The sequence below is a fragment of the Paenibacillus sp. J31R30 genome, from assembly GCF_059692115.1.
The window spans coordinates 15,053-33,813 of record NZ_JCAUAV010000016.1; the positions used below are offsets into that span (position 1 = coordinate 15,053).

The 18,761-nt window shown below is 42.0% G+C and carries 10 protein-coding genes; 2 read left to right on the plus strand and 8 right to left on the minus strand.

Translation table 11 applies throughout. The features are described 5' to 3' along the window. Positions 1–12: 12 nt before the first annotated feature. From AC58QO_RS29935 to AC58QO_RS29970, 8 genes are read right to left on the minus strand one after another with little or no spacing between them, the layout of a single operon-like run. Positions 13–2,436 carry an S-layer homology domain-containing protein gene (locus AC58QO_RS29935; protein ID WP_497272196.1) on the minus strand — a complete coding sequence of 808 codons (2,424 nt, stop codon included), beginning with the start codon at positions 2,434–2,436 and terminating at the stop codon, positions 13–15. A gap of 27 nt (positions 2,437–2,463) precedes the next feature. After that, positions 2,464–4,770 carry a GAP1-N2 domain-containing protein gene (locus tag AC58QO_RS29940; protein ID WP_497272060.1) on the minus strand — a complete coding sequence of 769 codons (2,307 nt, stop codon included), beginning with the start codon at positions 4,768–4,770 and terminating at the stop codon, positions 2,464–2,466. Next, the gene (locus tag AC58QO_RS29945) at positions 4,767–6,032 is read right to left on the minus strand and encodes a TRAFAC clade GTPase domain-containing protein (protein ID WP_497272062.1); all 1,266 of its coding nucleotides are present in this window, start codon (positions 6,030–6,032) and stop codon (positions 4,767–4,769) included. Before AC58QO_RS29945 ends, AC58QO_RS29940 begins: the two co-directional genes overlap by 4 nt. A 12-nt stretch (positions 6,033–6,044) precedes the next feature. Next, positions 6,045–6,683, minus strand: coding sequence for a hypothetical protein (locus tag AC58QO_RS29950; protein ID WP_497272064.1), 639 nt, complete (start codon positions 6,681–6,683; stop codon positions 6,045–6,047). A gap of 18 nt (positions 6,684–6,701) precedes the next feature. Then, a complete protein-coding gene (locus tag AC58QO_RS29955) occupies positions 6,702–7,988 on the minus strand; it encodes a vWA domain-containing protein (RefSeq protein ID WP_497272066.1) in 1,287 nt (428 codons plus the stop codon). Continuing rightward, positions 7,988–10,384: a hypothetical protein gene (locus tag AC58QO_RS29960; RefSeq protein ID WP_497272067.1), complete on the minus strand. Its 2,397-nt coding sequence runs from the start codon at positions 10,382–10,384 to the stop codon at positions 7,988–7,990. The genes AC58QO_RS29955 and AC58QO_RS29960 overlap by 1 nt, the downstream gene beginning before the upstream one ends. 32 nt (positions 10,385–10,416) lie before the next feature. Beyond that, complete coding sequence (locus tag AC58QO_RS29965) at positions 10,417–13,812, minus strand: tubulin-like doman-containing protein (RefSeq protein ID WP_497272069.1); 3,396 nt, start codon at positions 13,810–13,812, stop codon at positions 10,417–10,419. Between the two features lie 21 nt (positions 13,813–13,833). Further along, positions 13,834–15,627 carry a vWA domain-containing protein gene (locus tag AC58QO_RS29970; RefSeq protein WP_497272071.1) on the minus strand — a complete coding sequence of 598 codons (1,794 nt, stop codon included), beginning with the start codon at positions 15,625–15,627 and terminating at the stop codon, positions 13,834–13,836. A 376-nt stretch (positions 15,628–16,003) separates the two neighbouring features. Between AC58QO_RS29970 and AC58QO_RS29975 the strand changes: the two genes are divergently transcribed. Beyond that, on the plus strand, positions 16,004–16,942 hold the full coding sequence (locus tag AC58QO_RS29975) for a hypothetical protein (RefSeq protein WP_497272073.1): 939 nt from the start codon (positions 16,004–16,006) through the stop codon (positions 16,940–16,942). A 14-nt stretch (positions 16,943–16,956) separates the two neighbouring features. After that, positions 16,957–18,699, plus strand: coding sequence for a hypothetical protein (locus AC58QO_RS29980; RefSeq protein ID WP_497272075.1), 1,743 nt, complete (start codon positions 16,957–16,959; stop codon positions 18,697–18,699). Positions 18,700–18,761: the final 62 nt, after the last annotated feature.

Genomic DNA, 18,761 nt, shown 5'->3' on the forward strand with positions numbered 1-18,761 from the left:
TACCTATACCTACTATGGCGCAATTGCCTGAGTAGGTGGTGTGTAAATGACTGTTTTCGTGTAGGTTGAGCTGACCCTGCCTGCACTATTCTTAGCGTAGATCGATATTTGATTTGCTCCCGGTGATAAAGTGATCGTCTTGGTAACCTGAGACGTTCCCTCTATCTTACCGTTAATATAAATTTGGAGTGTGCCACCGCTAGGATCGGTTGCACTTACCGTGTATGAAAGGTTGGCTGTTGTAGTTGTATCAGGGATATTACTTACATTCAAGGTCGGTCCAGGAATAACATAAGTAATTGTTTTAACGACAGTAGCCGTTGATTTACCTAGATTATTCGTTGCTTTAAACTCGAATACGTTTGCTCCCTCTCTTAATGTGACGGTTTGCTCCATACTTCTCGAGCCAACGTCTTTGCCATTTAAGAACAAACGTGGATTGCTATCGTTTACGTCTTGTGCACTAGCTCGCAGAACGATTGTAGCCACACCTGTAGATAGCGGAAGTTCGTCAACCGTGAGTGTCGGCGGTGGCGATGTGTACGTAACCGTTTTTGTTACTGTGGTGGTTTTGCTCTTATCGTTCGTCGCTTTAAACGTAATCGTATTTATACCTTCAATTAAATTTAGCGTGTATGAAATACTGCTTTCACCGACATATCCGCCATTTACGTAAATATCAGGTTTGCGATCGTAAACATCGCTTGCGCTAACCTTTACGGTAATCGTCTTCGTTGACGTCGTTTCAGGAATTGAATCCACCGTCAAACTTGGCGGCAAAATCGTGTATACCACATTCGTTGTTGAACGTACTTCTTTACCGCTAGAACTAACGGCTCTGATTGTAACCGCGTTCTCACCTTCCTTAAAAGAGAGACTAGTGGTAACTGAGCCTTTCCCTTTATAGGTTTCGTTCACATAAATAGAGGGTTCCCTGTCATATAAATCCTCGATTGATATCGTGATAGGTGCCGTATCGAACACGGTATATTCCGATAAGCCAGACACATTAATCTTAGGTGGTTTAATTAAGTATGTGATCTTTTTCGACCATTCCGTAACTTTACCGAATTTATTTGTAGCTCGAAATGCGATTTGGTTCTCACCTTCTACCAGATTCAATGTTGATTGGAACGATCCGTTCTCAAGTTTTGTTCCGTTCAACGTAACTGCAGGTGCCGAATCGTTCTTATCCGATACTTTTCCGCTCACGGTTAATGCTTTAAAGAAGACTGTATCCTCAATGGAATTAATACTTAGTTCTGGAGGAGCAACGTTGAAGCGAATCTTTCTATCAACTAACGTGCGCTTCTGGAATTGGTTGAATGCTTCAATTGAGATGTTATTTACCCCTTCATCCAATGCTAGGGTATATGACCATTCACCACTACCATTCACAGAAACCTCTCTATTATTTATCCTCAAAATAGGTTTGGTATCGTTGATATCGCTCAATTTACCGTTCAGTTTCACGTTTTGCCGATCCGTTTCTTGCGGTGCTTCTACCGTCAATTTAGGGGCAGGAATTGTAAACCCAACTTTATATATATAGGATTTATACCTACCATTTGGCTTTACAGCCTTAACCTCGTATTGATAGGTACCCTCACCTTCTTGGAGGTCGTTATCCGCTTGATAAGTCCCATTATAGTTAGGTGTTTGTTCATCATTCACATAAATTTTAACTAACTTATCCACTTTGCCAGAAATACTCACTTTAGGAGTTTCTACACTGTCTGCTACATTTACAGAAAGTTGAATATCCTTCATCACAGGCATATGTGGAGACTGCATTAAACGTGATAGCAACGTCGCAGCGGCAGCCCGAGTCAGCCCGGACTTTGGCTGAAACGTCCCGTCCTCATAGCCATCAAGCAATTTATTTTCAATCGCGGCTGCTATGTAAGGTTCTAATCCCGATGAAATGCGATCAGCATCCGCAAACTTCTGACGAATCTTGCTTACTGGATTAGAAATAGCATCCGTATTAATCTTCAAGGCTTTAACAAGAGCGACTGCTACATCTTCCCTTGTTATCACTTCCTCTGGTTGGAAAAATGCCAAGATACCTGCATCGATACCACTTACATAATCTTTCACAGCTTCAATATAAGGCATAGACCACTTATTATTCGCTACATCTGAGAATGTAGATTCAGTAACGTTAGGTAAATCAGCATCCATTGCGAGTGTCAGCAACTTGCTAAATTGTTCGCGTGTTAACGAGTTTTCAGGATGAAATGTTCCATCTTGATAGCCATCTACAACACCCTGCTTCACAATATGTTGAATTGCATCATTCGCCCAGTGATCCGAGCCCACATCCGAAAAAGATTTTGTTAGAGGTGTTTGTGCAGCTTCAATTTTGTGCCCGCCGCTCCAGCCCAGTACAAGGCCTAATCCAATCGAAACTGTAAGGAGCAATTTGCTAGTCATGTGTCTCAAGGGATCTCCTCCTTAGTTTCAGAATTTGTTGATGCCCCTTTTTGCCTTTTCTTTTTTCCATTTCTTGAGTTTAAACATTTTGAGAAATTGCTGTATTATGCTTTCATTACTCACTCGCCGAAGCAGTGTGGTCTTTGAATCAATTTTGAGGCCCTTCAGCTTCTTCTTGAGAAGTTTGTTCTTCTTAAGCAGCGTAGGCTCTGTTCTTGTGAAAAATGCTTTAAGACTTGAATAAAACAATTCAACGTTTCTGTCAAATGGCTTTCTGTAGTCAACCCATGAGACCAGACGTCCTAGAGCCTCACTGCCACCCTTTTCATAAACAAATCGAATCAGTTGGGGATATTCATAATGACTATCATCTTGTTGACCACTAATAAACGCAAATAAAAGCATATGAAATGTATTTTCGTCTAAATTCAGTTTAAATAAGTCCTTCAGTATATAACGGGCTTCTAAGCTCTGCCCATCTAACATTTCCCAATTCCCTTCAAGCTTAAGGCTGTTAAGTCGGTCCTCAGGGTCCAACACAACTACACCATATATAAACTTGATGAGCATGAGCTTGTCCTCGTCCTGTTTGGAAATATCCCATTCCTTCCAGGAACGAGAATCCACATGAATAAGGAATTCTAGTTGCTTCCACTCTTCTTCGCTGAGTTGCTCTGGAGTTAACAGCGTTAGCAATTCCCCGCATATAGCTTTTTCCAACATCGGTGCCAATATATCGGCGTCTATTTGACCTTCTCTACAAAGAGTGTCAATAAGAACATCTAACTGTATCGATACGGCAATCGGATTACGCTGATTTTTTCGAATCAAGCGTTGGGCTGTCCGCTCAACTTCTTGTATAAGTACGCTATTCCTCCATAACGAATTGCCCACAGTTCTGAACAAAGTAAGCTCACTATGAAGCTTTTGGGTGGAATCAACCTGTTCCAATATTTGCGAAAAGTATTTTTCAATAAGCTTAGGATTTATGCCAAGCAATAAGCGAATAACGCTCAGATAAGCAATGTTGTCTTTTTTCACAACGTGCAGCATCTCGAAAGCCGGGCTCGCACCTTGACCATACTCTGCAATATTATGAATAAAAAGGGAAAGCATCTTTTGAACGTATTCTTGATCAGATGTTGACAATTTCCCGTAATTGCCCATAAAACTCTGAATATAAATGAGATCTGGCGTATATTTACTAAGAGCATCTGCCTTAAGTAATTTCAAGTAAAGGCTTAGTAGTTGAGGCTTTTCTTTGTCTTTACTAAGAAATGATGATATTGCATTCAAATGACCCGCACGGTTACTTTCATAAAGTGAAGGGTTTTGTGAATCTTCCTGAATCTGATAAAGCCCGCAAAGGTTATAATAACTCTGAGTCGAATGCTTGATCTCAATTGGCAAGTCAGCGACAGCCTCGTCACAGAAGTTGAAAAACTTATCTAAAATGGCATCGTTGTACCGCTGTTCCCATACGTAATCCAAATAAATATGTTCTTTACCAGGCAGTTCCGTATTTCGAAATTTTTGGGCATCGATGTCAAAAAGCACATCCCGCTCCAAGCCTTTCTCAGCAGCTGCTATACTGCCCTTCTCCACAAACATGAGATGGATATTTTGCCGGCTTTCCGGTTCGTTATTATACGTAACTACGCCTAGCTGGCGTCTCATTTCCCAAGGCAGCAATTTATAGAGCAAAATACATAGCCTTTTCGCATCGTCGGAGCATGCCGAAATATCACTATTTAACGAGACATAAATTTTACGCCTCGGGCCTGTTTTTACTGGTGAAAGGGCTGCCATTACAGCATATACAAGTTGTTTAAATAAAAGTTCGTTAAAGCCGATCTGTTCAAGCAGATTAAAATCTACCTGCTCACTAGTACATGTTACATTTGACAGTTCCGCCAATTGCTTGCCCTCTCGAATGTCATATCTACTGACAAAACTATTAATGTGAAACAACTTCTCCGGTTTCTGCAAAAATTCATCTTTTCTTAATTCGGGAATGAGCAGTTGATGTGTAAACGTACTGCTTCTTTGCCCTGTGAAATCAGCACTTACATATAAACTTCTGCCTGCTACCAGCATTCCGTTACTTGCCGGAAAGACAGTAGTGGAATCAGGAAATTGACTGCCGTCCGCATCGGGACGTGTAAGAAGTTCCTTCGGCGCCTTGTAAAGACAATATGGCTGAAGTACACTTTGTACGAATCGCCTGTCCAGAGAAGGCGACATCGCTACGGTATCGAAACCTTCGGTTGTGCGAAACACTCCCTCACGATCACGCGTGTATATATGCTGTAGGATAGGGTCTCTTACGGTCACGATACATCTCTCCTATCAACGAATCCAAGTTGATGCAGCAGCCATACGAACGGCTCGTCTACACGAATCGGTGTAACAACACCTGACAATTGTTGATTAACAGGATTAGAACCTAAGGAAGATATGGCAAAGTACGCTTTCTTAGTAAAATAAACGTCAACAGCACCCTTGAATGGGCGGTCAACCTTTTCCAAAAACCGTTCAATTTCACCGTTAATGTTTTCAAACTCATTATTATCTAGAAATTGTTTGTGGGAAATATTACGGAAAACGTTGCTATTTGAACGAATGTACTCACTATCGTCTTCCTTTAAATATTGCAGCATATCACTTTTCGTCAAAACAACAGCGGTTGGAATGGATGTTTTCCCATTTGGCTCATGAGCTATGAAATTTTCATACAAAGCGGAAACAACATCCAATGGTTCATCGTAACGCTCGGAAAACTCACCCTGTTCTTCTCCTTGGTTAAGATGAATTTTCTCCCGTATCGTCTTAATTTGAAGAGGGTCAACCAAAAACATAATCCCTGCCGAGTTTTTAATATGCGCTGCCTGCAGCTCCATATAATCCCTTCTTGTCAATCCATCACCAGCAACATCAAAAAAAACTAACATTAAAGGTTCTTTTTTCTCGTCCTTGAATTTAAACTGAAAGATAAAGGGTTCCATTTGTTCATTTGGGTCAGTAGCCGAGACCATTTGACCGCGATTAAATATGGGGTCCGAAAAACGATCCTTGAAACGTCTGCTGACCTCAGGAGTGAGCGGTACGCAAGCAGCATCAAAGTTTGCAGCTGTCGAATTCAATAATGTATGAACAAGAGAGGCGATAAACACAGATTTACCAACTTGAGATGCACCTACAATAGAAATGATGTTGCTTGGAATTTTGCCCGCGACGACCGGAAGTTCATTATGGCAATGAGGACACAATCTTCTTCGACTCGTTTCCCCATGGCGATCAACAATGCCAACCAATACATTTTCGGAATATATCCGACTTTCATCGGGAATCGTATTTGGATCTATAACTGCGTGTTCATAACTTTCCCCCATATTAAAACGCTTTCGCCATTTACTAAGCTTATCATCGATACGCTCCATAAACGCATCATCATCGTCACGAATATGTGTTGCCCGGAAAACAACTTCTTCAGGTTCGAACTTTTCAAAGCAATAAGGGCAAACAATGCTGTAAAACGGTGGTTTAACTAGCGTACTTTCTTTACTTCCAAAAATTCTCTTTAAAAAACTGACCATCTCATACACCTCTTACTCCCTAATTAATTCGAAAAACTCGCCATACATTTTACCATCGGTTAGGAAAAGTCTTACAAACTCATCCTTACCAATCTCAAAATCAGGCAGTACTTGACGTCCTGATGAAAACTCTCGTAGCAGCGGATATACAACGCCATCTTCACGTCCAAATGGCTCTTCCCCTTGCTTCTTCACATAGCACAATACATTACGTGGTACTGGTATTTCACAAAACAGCTCCAAGGTAACAGGTTTTCGTTTCTGGAACCAGCCGCGGCCGTAGCTCACCTTGTAGCGGATTTGCGCACGGGAACCGGCGATCCGAATCACGTTATGATCGTCAAACTGCTTTAACGGCTTTATTTCACCATTTTCACGAACACATGGTATGATTCGATACATGATAACGCCAATATGCTCGCTTCGCTCGCGAAATCCAATCGTTGTCTTGTACTCTTCTCGTGTAAGCAGCTTGAAATTGCGAGGAGAGAGCTGCTCATATGGTAGTTCCTCTCCAAGTTTAAAGGCATATATATATACGTATTGAATATCTTTTGGCCATTCCCAGGTCAACTGACATTCTCCCTGATAACGCTGTCCGGTTGCTTTGGTAATTCGTTGTTGCTCCCCTAACTCCCCCCATTGCATCATACCGGTCTCCTTTCATGATTACCGAAACTGTCGATGTCCTTTACTCCGGTTTTTATCTTGATTTGCGAACTGTTCCTTTCCTTCACGTCGAAACTCATCCTCCCGATAAGAAGATTCTACAGGGGTTGGTCTTGTCAATGTCTTTCCAACCATAGAGAAAGTGACGATCAGTGCCAGAACAAGATCTGCAACTGCACGATAGCCCGCTGGCCAGAGCGCATCCCTTAATCCGAACTCTAATACCAAACCTGCGACAATACCTGCGATAGTTCCTCCAACAATAAAACGGCGTGCCAAGTGCTTGTTGTTAAAAATAATTCCTAACGTGAGACCTAAAAGAAGACCAATAATGGTTAGTGCCAAAATTCGAATAAAAGCGTACCATACGCTTTGGCCCGCCATACCCACTCGTTCTCCTACAAGTATCCGATCATCTTGTCCGGAATAAATCTGACTCATGGTGTTCTCTAGCTTCTCAGCTCGTTTTACCGAATAGTAACGTCCTCCCGTTTGGGACGAAATGTTTTTGAGGAGCTGGGTTCCCTCGTCCCCGCCCCCCAACATTCCGATAGTGTGAATGGCTGTATGGCTATCCGCAAAAGGAGCAAGCATTGTCGCAGTATCCACGTCACTATATCCATCCGATAGTAAGATGATGGCACTCTGACCTTGTGTGGCCCCACTTCCTGCCATTTGAGTACGAGCCATCTCAAGTGCCTTTCCAATGTCTGTACCGTTACTAGGATTAGCTGCATGTGCAAGCTTATTTTTGACATCCGTTCTAGCCGCTTCGTCGGCTAATGCGGTTACTGGCAGCAACAGCTCGGCTTGGTTATTAAATAGAATGATAGATACCCGCACATCCGAGGCCATTCGATCAATGAGATACTCCGCAGACTTCATGCTTAATCGATCCGGATCTGTTTGCAACATACTTTCTGATCGGTCAATTACTAAGAAATAATCTTTAGGCGGCTTGATACCGGAAAATGATAATCCATAGATGAACTGAAGCAATGCACCAGCTACAAAAAGCATGCCAAGTGATACTGGTATCCATAGTTTCCAAGACTCTCTTGAATAACGAACGCGCCAACTGGAACCGTTCAAGTCTGGGGATATTGTTTCGGCAATTAAACACGCAAAATTTACTGTCAGTGCAAAAACACCAAAATATAACCCCATTAACCAAACGGAATGCAAATGTCCGCCTAAACCATCAAGCAAAAGTTCGCCAATTACAAAACCGACAGTTCCTCCAACGAGGCTTGCAACGATGAGCAAGATATTGAGTTCTCTAAACATTAGGCTTCCTCATATTCCCGATATTCATTGTTCCGTTCTGTTGCCATATGAAAAGATGGCGGGTGAAACTCATAACCACTGGTCACATATGTAACGTAATATCGTTTGGCGTTTCGATAAAACATCGTATCTTGCAGCCTAAACCCACCCATTAAATTCAGCTTTTCAACGCCACTACGCATCCGTTCGTCCACACAGCCCACTTTGCAGGAAAGGTTCTTGTGGTCAGTTTGAAAGGCATACTGTATGAATTCACTTTTATAGTCGCCAATCAAGTATTTTTCTTCATATCGATGTTTATGGCCTGACTGATAGACGTCCAAACGAATAGAAGCTTCTTTCTCTAACGTCTCATACAACTCACGGAAAAGTCCTGATTTCGTAAGCGCGTCATCACTTTCGTAACGCACTGCTACATTAGCACGATCCAGTAATTCGTCTTCGAATGACTGAAGAAATAACCTATGCGTGAATAGGTCCTGATTGACTACTTCGATCAGCTTCCATGCAAAGGCATCTTCATCTTTTTCAAGTAAAAGCATGACACTGCCAAAAAAACGATCATCAAACAGATATTTTTTCCCATACCGTTGTTCCCATTCACCCATAACCGTATCAACGACTTGAAGGTAATACTCGTCAATATTGCAACCCAAATACCCGCTGGTTTCACTGGCTGCAGTACTGCTAAGTTCCGATAATAGCGATCGGATACCGTTTAATTGCTCAACATATCTCAGTCCTTGTGCGTGAAACTCTTCTAGTACGTATATGTGCATTTTGATATGTTTAAGCAATAACTCATTAATAGCCATTTCATAATGAAGACCGTACACCTTCTCTAGCAATGACTGCGTAAATCCTGATAGATTAAACTTCTTGGACATCCATCCCAGTAATCGAATGCGGGAGAAGGTCTGCACCTCGACACGTTCTTGCCCCAGCAAATCAAGCTTCGCTTTTAGCTCTTCCTTACGGCTCTCAGCGGCTAATACTAAAGACTGAAGCACCGCAAAAACGCTGTCTTTACCTTTCGCGTCCATCCATTTAGATAAACAATAAAACCCTAGGTTGGGATCATCTAACACACGCTCTCTAATCCCTTTTCGAAATTGTTCCTCATCTTGACGTTCCCGGTATGCTTCCTCTGCCTTATCTACATAGGAGCTTAAAAATGCCTTTGCAGAATCGCCATACAAATGATGCTCCGCCTGCTCCATTGACATGTGTTTTAACGTGTCGTATGAAATATCTTCATGGATGAGACCGTACATATGATTCAAAATCTCTTCCGGAGGAGGCAATAGCTCTCTCACCGTTTGTTCCATCTGCATCGGGCGTAATCCTAGGACATCTAGAACAAGTGATGTATCCAGCCAACTATTTTCTTCTAAACGGTTAATTAATTTATTCAATGAATGACGTACGACCGTTAAAGCAATCGTTTTATTGGGTCTACGCACATGTGAAAATCCTGCGGACACATAACAATTACCGCTACCTTGCTGATCAATATACAAGTTCTGTTTAAATTGCTGATTATTGTATGGATTTAGCTCCGGAACAACACCTTTGGATATATCCCTATTTTTCAGCAAATTTAAATGGCAGATAAGTTCATAGTTATAGCGAATGCCATGTTCGGATACAATACCGCGCTCATCCTGATTACTAAGCAGGAACACGAGATCGAATAAGGGAGAAGGTCCATGAATACAGGGAAGCTTTATATGATCCTGCGTTACTTGGAGTAATTTCTCATATTTGTAATCACGTCGTTGAAACATCTCAACCTCACTTAGAAATCCGAGCCCCATAGAGGAAGCATAACCGAAGCCTTCCCCTGAATTCGTATTTAACAGAGCAAACAGATCTACTTGCACAGATCGAAACGATTCTTGAAAGAGCGATTCAATCAATACCGTCAAATCCGGCAACAGAACGTTGCATGGATCATCGACACGCGTAACAACGGCAATATTGACTCGTTGAAGCGATGCATACATACGCCCATACTCAGCAATTTTGCTGTACATCTTACGAAGCAGGACGTTCAATTCGAAAAGTTGCTCTTCATCTTGATGAAACCGCTCATGCAACGCAGGACGCAGTGTCTTTTTATCTTCCTGCGGTAACGGCAACTTCCAGTTATACACGTTCTCTCTCTCGATAGTCGCATGATCAGATGTATGAACCTGCAAATAGACGACACCAGAGCTATTTAGCCATTTACGACTATTAATCCCATGAATGACTTCAAGTGCCTCGCTTACTTCGTCCCCAAGGAAAAGGAAGACGATCGGATTATTAATCCGTCGTCTCTCATCTCCTTCATCGTGAACGTCATCCATCCGCAAAGCGTAGTCATTGGCGAATGTAGTCCAAATATTGCGCATGTCATTCACTCATTTCTTCCAATGTTCTATTTCTAGTTCAGTACCTTCACAATATCTTTGATTTTGTTCGTTACATTGCGATAGAAACGGTACATATCTTCGCCATTTGCCCATTCAGCCCGATCGTATTCGAGCTTGGAAATGGATTCTGCTCCTGACGCTGCCATTTCCTTTAGAGCAGTGATTACCGGCCCCAGATTCTCCGAAGCGCTAAGCTGCTCTGCCCGCTTCGACGATTTACGCTGCAGATGCGTTGTTTTTTTCAAATCCAAGTTACGAATTTTGGAGAAAATTTCATACTCTACGAATTTATTAACTTGCATGACATTTACAAATGATTCCCAAGACTCTTCGCCCTCATCATGATCGAAGATGTACACAGCGCCTTTCTTACGGATCGTCTCTGTATACATGGCTTCGATGAACAACTGAACTTGCTTCTCCTCGTCTGCGAATCCTTCGAGAAGCTTCTCGAACTCTACGATCTGCGCTTCGATCTCAGCATATTTCACCATTTCTCCGCGAACTATACGGATCATGTCTGGTGTACGAATCAAGTTCTCTTTGGCCCAATTTTCGTCAACACTGCCGAAAATATCGCGTCTCCCTTCGACTGGCAGACCTTGTGTCACATAGTTCTTAAGATCCGTTACGCAACGTTTTACTTCGCCGAGATTAGGTCGCTCTGATTGAAGCTGCAATTGGTAATCTGCCAAGTGGAGCTTTAGATCGAACGACTGCGTAATTACACACTCATAACGGCTGATCGCACCATTATCTGTCGTCTTCTCACGAATAACGCCCTGTGCCAATGCAGATGCAAACAATTGTCGAATTTCATGATTATATTTCTTAATTCGATCGTTGGAATACGTATCCCCCCATGATTTCTCAGGGATCGGGGAAGGCAAATTCGTCCAATTAACTTTTTCGTTCATAACCAAGTGACGGCCGATACCTTCTGGCTCCAAGATCGTTTTCTCATAGCTCTGTTCATACAGCTTAAGCGGTGTATAAAGGAACAGCGGAATTCCGTTCTGTGTGTTAAGCCAAAATATCCGATTCTTGACCTGGCTTTCCTTAATGGTAAATCTCGTATTAGCGATTGCGTTATCTTGAAAGCTTTTGATTCCTTTATAAATATGTGTAGCATTAACCGGTACGGAAATGAGCCCCCATGAAGGGAAATTGTAGTTGCCCATACTGTTGTTCAGATGGAACACTGGCTTTGCCTCTTCATACAGGCGTCCAGCAATTCGTTGCTCTACGATTTTATCCAGAGAATCGTCGCCTCCGAACTTAATTCGCAAGTAATCCTCCATCGAGCGTGTAATTAACTCACCAAAATGTTCCCCTAAAAATTCTGAGATTGAACCAACGATATCGACTTCCGTCTCTCTTACCCAACGATTAGATTGCTCCATAAGGGCCTCGGAAAATTCGCGAATCAAATTATCTGCATCGCGTTCCTCCAGTACTTTGCCAATAAGCTTCGCAACATCAGGAACACTGACAACGTTCCAGTAATAGGTACGATTACCTCGATGATCAAGCTCTTCTTGCGATTTAACGAGAATATCGGCATTACTATGGAAAATTTTATTCAGCTCATTGAGCAGTTCAGTGAACACATCATAAATTCGTGAATGCTCTTCATTTATCAAATGATACAATTCTTCATACAACTCAATCATTTGCTGCAGGCGCTCACGGTCTGCGTGAAGCGTATATTCCTGTATTTTCGCTTCGATATAGGCATCTTTGCGGCGATCCTTCGAAATGAATGCGCTCCGTGCCTCGCCAAACTTAGCCATCGCGTTATCCTTAGCTGCATTAATGTCTCGCGGAATGCGATGTTGGCTCTCTTTTAGCGAGAAAATATAAGCTTCGATCAACTTTAGAATACTAAAGCCTTTGTCGGTGTATATCATCCGTGATGCGTAGTACGGGCCTTGTGTCGGATTTTTAAAAATTTTGGCTATGACATTGGAGAAGCGATCTTTGATTTGACCTGGAAGCTGTTTCCGACATTTGATGTACTCTTCCCGCGCACGAGACAAGTAGTTCTGCTCTAGCTCAGTATCCAAGTTAATGACTTGATTTTTTACGACATTGTTATAACTGAGTCGATCACTGTGTTGGTAACCTTCCAATGCTTGCTCAGGAACGCGTTTATTCAACTCCCTGTGCAGAGACTCTGGATCAAAGCCTAGTCTATTGGCAAATACTTCAATATCTTCCTTTGACGGTACGGCATCAAACATCTTGGACATATGCTCAAATACTTTAAAGGCTAAGTACGTCGTCATTTCCTCAATAGGAATAACCGCTGAGGACGCCCCGAGAATATTATATTGATAGTTCGCCGCATACTGACGAGGCATTTGCTTGATGTTTGTGCTGATGTTACTAATGTAATCATGAATGGCGAATTCTTCCCCGGATTGCTTTTCCTCGCTCGCCATAAAGTTAGTGATATTCTCTGCAGTTACATTCATGCAATAGTCGTAGGAGTTTTCCAACAGTTTGCCATCCAAATTGGTTGCCGAAATCAAATGAGCCAAATTAAATGGTGCCATTCTGGAATTGACTTTCAAAATGCTGCCGTATTGCTGCTTGAAGCGGTCACCACGCTCATCAGCATTCATCCAATAATCCAGTTCCTTCAGTGCGGCATAGCCGTTTTTGCGAATGTATTCGCGTGTATGTTCGGATAAGCTTTTATTCGACAAGTTGACATCCGGGGTAAACAAGTACCCGAGCAGATTGACCTTATCGACTCCGGCCGTGCCGTGTTTGTTCTCCATGAGACCGCGAACAATATAAGAAATGTCCAAGAAGCAGCCGCTGCCGGTACCGCCGGACAAGCCAGTTAATAAAAAGACAAGGAGTTTCTTCTCTGTCCCGACAGTCAGGGTGTTGATTTTGCGTTCGATCGTCTGAACGACCTGATTGATCTTGGTGAAGAGAAGCAGACGTCCTGCCTGTCGCACCCCAGAAGCACCATTAATACCATCAGTGATGGTCAATTCCTTAGAAAGCCATTCATTTATATAGGGCTCAAGCAATGATCGGTCTTGCAATACACCTCCGATTTCTGCGTTGGAGAGCAATACAAACTCCGTTTGGGGGTCTAAACCCATCCCGTTATATTTCTTGTTGCGGTCGTGTTCATTGGTCTCGAATGCAATAAATTCGATATTGTCTGGCTTATCTTTTTTCTTCTTCGATACAGGATCTTCAGGAAGCTTGAATCTTCTGTTTATGTTGTATTTAACGCGTAGCAGCGCGTCTATTCCTGTACCACCCAACCCGATCACTAGCATTGGATTTGCGATCGTATCGACACGAATTTTATCACTGACAATCCCGCCGCCGCCTTTGGAGACGTCAAGTTGTTGGATATGATCTCTAACCGTCGGTTTCATTTGTTATGCCTCCTAATATGTTTAGCGCAGATACTCTAACATAATTGATTTGTTGGTTTGCTTCAGCAATACGCGAATTCGGTCGTTTGCATTCAGTTCAAAGCCCTTACTTGCGTCGATTACACGACCGCTCTTTTCGACAACACAGTCGGTTTTGTTCCATAAAACAAGTCGGTCACCTTTACCTGGTTTAAACCAGATGTCTTTGGTCTCCGAGAATTCTGGTGCAAGTTGTACCAGTTGATGCAATTGAAACTTCCCTCTAAACATGGATAATCTTTTGTACTGCGGAGTGCTTTTTTCACCAAATTCCTCGTCTTTAAGCTCCAATACAAGTTGTCCAACAAATCCGCGTGTCGCTTTCTTTCTGACAGTTAGCAATACACTTAGTAGTGCTGCCAAAAGAAGTAATCCTGCAGCGATGGCGCCATATATAAGCCAGGGTGTCGGCTTTTCAGGCTGGACCGGAGCAGTCGTCTGTTGTACGGGTACTGTTGGGGCAGGCGTTGAGGCCGTCACCGTTTTGGCCGAAACTTTCATAACTTGTGATTCGCGAATAAAGTTAGCATCCTCTACCTTTACGATAAGTTCATAATCATGGCTTTCAGGCAGTTGGAATGAGCCTTGAACACTTTGCTGTCCTACCGTGAGTGGCATCTCTACAGATTTCTGTGAATCGACATCCTTGATCATCAATTTTGCTTTTAAATTTTTATATAGATTAGCATCAGTTACTGGCTGCCCGTTGGCCACCAATTCTGCTTTAATGGGCACTAGATCTCCCACCTTCAACACAGCATTCGGTAACGGATTAACCATCAAGCTGATGTCATAGTTATAAATCAAATTAATATCAATGTGTTCCTTATCAACACCTTTTACCTGCAGCTTCCAATTGCCTTCCATCGGTTTAATCATTTTGATTAATGAGTATGATGTAGACGCGGAATATTGAGCATTGTTTGAAGGTAGTTGCTGTTCTTTACCTGTAGGATCAAAGAGTTTAACTTCCACGCCACTACCAGCAATTAACGAGATATTACCTTCAATAACACTCGAATTCGGTATGTTGACTATTACCTCCTGAAATTCCCCATTTGCCGTTAAACCAGTAAGCGGGACAACTTTCAATTTCAAGTGGTCGGCATAGATATCGCTTAATATTTTGGGAAGATCGCTTGCGCTGCTTGTCACGAAAGATTTCCCGTTCGTCTCATCGGAAATTTTTTGAAGCGGATCACGGTTTAATTTCCCATCCGCATTCAATCCAATTGTATAAATAGGAATCCCTTTAGCCTTTGCTCGTTTAAGTGCGTCTTGCAATAATAAATCCGATTTTTCCTGCGTGCTGTTCGGACTCAAGGAGTTATTGCCATCGGTGAACAGTACAATCATTGGAATATGTCCAGGTTCTGTTCCTGCCGTTTCTAAAATTCTAACTGATTCGTCTACTCCTACTGCAACATCCGTATAGGGACCGCGTGAAAGCTGGTCGATAAAACTTTTTAAATCTCCTTTAGCTTTTGCTCCATCTAGCTTCAAAGGCGCCCGTTCACGCACAATTTGATCTGTATATGCAACAACGCCAATCTTATCTCCTTCGACAGAAGACATATCGATAAACATTTTCATTGCTTCGTTTCCAACTTTATTGACGTCGCTTTCGTTCATCGAATTACTGACGTCCATAGCCAGAACAGCGTCAATTTTTGTCGTATCCTTTTCAGCAGCTTGAATACTCTGCATACAATATGGAGACGACGACAACATGGTAATAACAATGGTGGATAGTAGCAGCTTTCTGATTACTTTCACTCGGTGTCTTCCTCCGTAAATAAAATTAGGTGCTCTCGTTTTATTCATACGACAATAATGAGACAATAGTACCAATTAAATGATAGAATAATAGCAGTCTGCGTAGTAAAATGATAGAATACTTGGGATTAATCCCCTTTCATTTTACAATTTACATGCCTAAAATACTAGTACTTTATACTTATTTATAACCACTAAATATTATAACTAGGGAGAGAGCCAGAACCATGACGTTTACATATCTTATTCTTTTACTATTATTTATTTATCTCCTTGGCAAAGCGTTATTTTTTGTATTTGCAAGTCGTAACTTGTCCTCAAAGTCTCAAATTGATGATTTATTATTAAAACTACTGAATAACAAGGGTGGACAACAATGAGCCAAAAGATTGCTGTACACATTCGACATATCAAGAGAGCAAGATACCGCTTCGAACGTCTCCGTCACTGTAGGCACTGCGGCTCATACTCTACGCTTTGGGATGAACGCTGCGTAGCATGTAACCGTGAAAAGACATTCATTAGCGTGAGCGAGCAGGCCAAAAGAATTAATCAGCGTGTCCTGCGTAGTGATATCCTGATTATTGCGCTAGGTGGCTGTGCAGGCATTAGCGTAGCTCGAACAGTGCCTGATTTGATTCTTGCTTTTGCGCTTAGCCTCACATTCTTCTTCGTCTATCGCTGGTTTTCTAAGCGTTACCAAGATAAAGTCGAACAATATCGTCTCTACCAAATATTGGCTAGTCGTAGTCCATGGATACAAAAGAGCCTAGAAAAAGAAATCGAAATCTCGGTTAACGATATGCTAGAAGAACGTTTTAAAGACGGTTATGAAAAGCTCCGCGAAATTTCAATGCTAATCGACAATAACGATATCCGTAAGCTTAAGCTTGAATGTCTCAAACATTTTATTCTTCGCCGTGATATGGAGTTGGAGCTTGCGACACTAATCCCTAATGAATTTGATCCTGATTACGCTAATTACCTCCTGGATGTCGGTAAGATAAACCCTCAGCTCATTAATGTAGAAGTTATCAACTTCGCACTTCGTGAAAAAGAGCGCATCAAAAGCATGGAGCAAGGTCAAGAGTTACTTGTTCAAATTGCTTCGGCTATCTTGCTTGTTAAAGGATATCTAAAAAGGTATCACGCGTTTATTGAAGAGTATGTAAGCTTACTTCATCGTGACGCTCTACTTCGCCTTTGCAAGTTACTTAGTGAGGATCTCAAGGCATATCCTTCACTTGTCAAGAAGGCTAAACAAGTAGTCAAATTGAAACATCAATTTGATCCTGAATTCCAAGATGTCATTTAGAAGGGATGAGTTTAATGTTCTTAACTTATAAACATACAACTTGGCTTTACCGAATCATCGCGCTCATCCTTATTCCACTTCTGTTTTTGGCCGCATACAAAACGTACCGAGGCATTTTAAAAATCGAGCTATATCAACAAGCTGAGAAGAATCGCCAGTCTGACCGATTAATCTCCGCGGAAGAACAGTTTCGAGCTGCTTCGGAGATTACAGCCCTACACTATAAAGACAACGAAACACAAGCCGCTTTAGACGCATTAAAACCAATAACAGGCATTAAAACCATGTTGAACTCGATCAAAACAGAGGCAGACGAGGCAAGTGACGAAGATGATGTCACTAAGCTACTAAGCATTTATCAGGATTACGTTAAAAAAACGGCGGAATATGCGGGAAAAGACAACTTCACAAAGAAAATTTATTCTGAAGCTACTACATATTATTCGTTAGATACCGTATTTAAAGATGCACTAGAGGATTTTCGAAAAAAGGACATGAAAAGTTTACAAAATGCTTTAAATAAAAAAGCGTTTTCAGAGGAACATAATCTGAGCAACCTACTACAGCTCCATAATGTATATGATCATCATGATGCCAAACGAATTGGCGAAGGCTCTGCGTTGGTAGAGGAATTTGGAAAGGGAAAACTAGACAACATTTTCAAGGACAAGGGTATGGATGAATCATTGAAGGAAGCTACAAAATTACTTACCTTATTTAAGAGTAATGGTGCGAAAAGCGAATGGCTTACGGCAAAAGTCGACGAATTCGTCAAGGCCGGACTGAAACAAGCGTCAGATCAAGCTGACTTAACTGATTTTGCTGCCAAGGTCAAAGTGTTTCAATCAAGTAAAGAGTGGGCTTCTTCCCCATCCACAGTGCCTGACTACATCAAGTCTATTGTCCAAAATCTTTTAACCAAAGCCGCACAGCTTAATGATTCCGGCAAACACGACGACAGCATTGCGCTCTATCGACAGCTCGCTGCAGTGACGGACACATCTGGACAAATTCAAAACATAGAATTCAAAATACTCGAAAGCGATCCAGGAAAACTTCTCAAGAAAGCTGCACCTGATCGTAACTTCACTGTCATCGGCACCTTTAAGGGAGGCGGTGATGCACTTGCCTCAGTTATTGGTACGGATGGTGATACAATCGGCTTAGCACGTTTAATGACTAACGGCAATGTAAGTTACTCAGCAGGTACGTTGGGTGGCGGTATACAGGTTAAATCAGCCCGGCTTGCTCCTGAGCTATCTGCCCAAGGACAGCAGGCACTTCTAATTGAAGCGGCTCCCCGAACACGGCAGCATCACTACATGGCCTATGCAATTGCGGAAGACGGACTGCGTAAAACACTTGATGTAGATGCAGACCGAATTAATAGTGAGGGATCCGGCGTATTGCTTATCGACAACATACCAGGTGACGGAGAGAATCAACAGTCGTACTACGAATATAAGGGCGGAAAATACACGTTCACAAGAATTAAACCAGATTATATTGAAATTGCTTTGGAGAATTTAAGTAATTATCGGAACGTGAAAGTCCGCTTTACTTGTAAAATTCTCACTGCAGATGGTAATAACGCTGTTGTTGCTTTGAACGACCAGTACGTTCTGCTCACTAGCTCATCAGGGTCATTGAAGCCCGGTAACGCAGTCGTAACCGGAAAATGGACAAGCACCAGTGAAATAAAAAAGGGTGCCCAGTCCATAACTGCCTATAATTTTCAGGTGACTGCTATTAATTAGAAACATATTTATCCAGTCGATGATTCCTGTATTGAGCAGGGATCATCTTTTTTTATCCCCTT

Coding starts and splice junctions, on each gene's coding strand:
- AC58QO_RS29950 (WP_497272064.1), bottom strand. CDS start 6,683: ATGATGCAATGGGGGGAGTTAGGGGAGCAACAACGAATTACCAAAGCA.
- AC58QO_RS29945 (WP_497272062.1), bottom strand. CDS start 6,032: ATGGTCAGTTTTTTAAAGAGAATTTTTGGAAGTAAAGAAAGTACGCTA.
- AC58QO_RS29955 (WP_497272066.1), bottom strand. CDS start 7,988: ATGTTTAGAGAACTCAATATCTTGCTCATCGTTGCAAGCCTCGTTGGA.
- AC58QO_RS29965 (WP_497272069.1), bottom strand. CDS start 13,812: ATGAAACCGACGGTTAGAGATCATATCCAACAACTTGACGTCTCCAAA.
- AC58QO_RS29960 (WP_497272067.1), bottom strand. CDS start 10,384: ATGCGCAATATTTGGACTACATTCGCCAATGACTACGCTTTGCGGATG.
- AC58QO_RS29935 (WP_497272196.1), bottom strand. CDS start 2,436: ATGACTAGCAAATTGCTCCTTACAGTTTCGATTGGATTAGGCCTTGTA.
- AC58QO_RS29980 (WP_497272075.1), top strand. CDS start 16,957: ATGTTCTTAACTTATAAACATACAACTTGGCTTTACCGAATCATCGCG.
- AC58QO_RS29975 (WP_497272073.1), top strand. CDS start 16,004: ATGAGCCAAAAGATTGCTGTACACATTCGACATATCAAGAGAGCAAGA.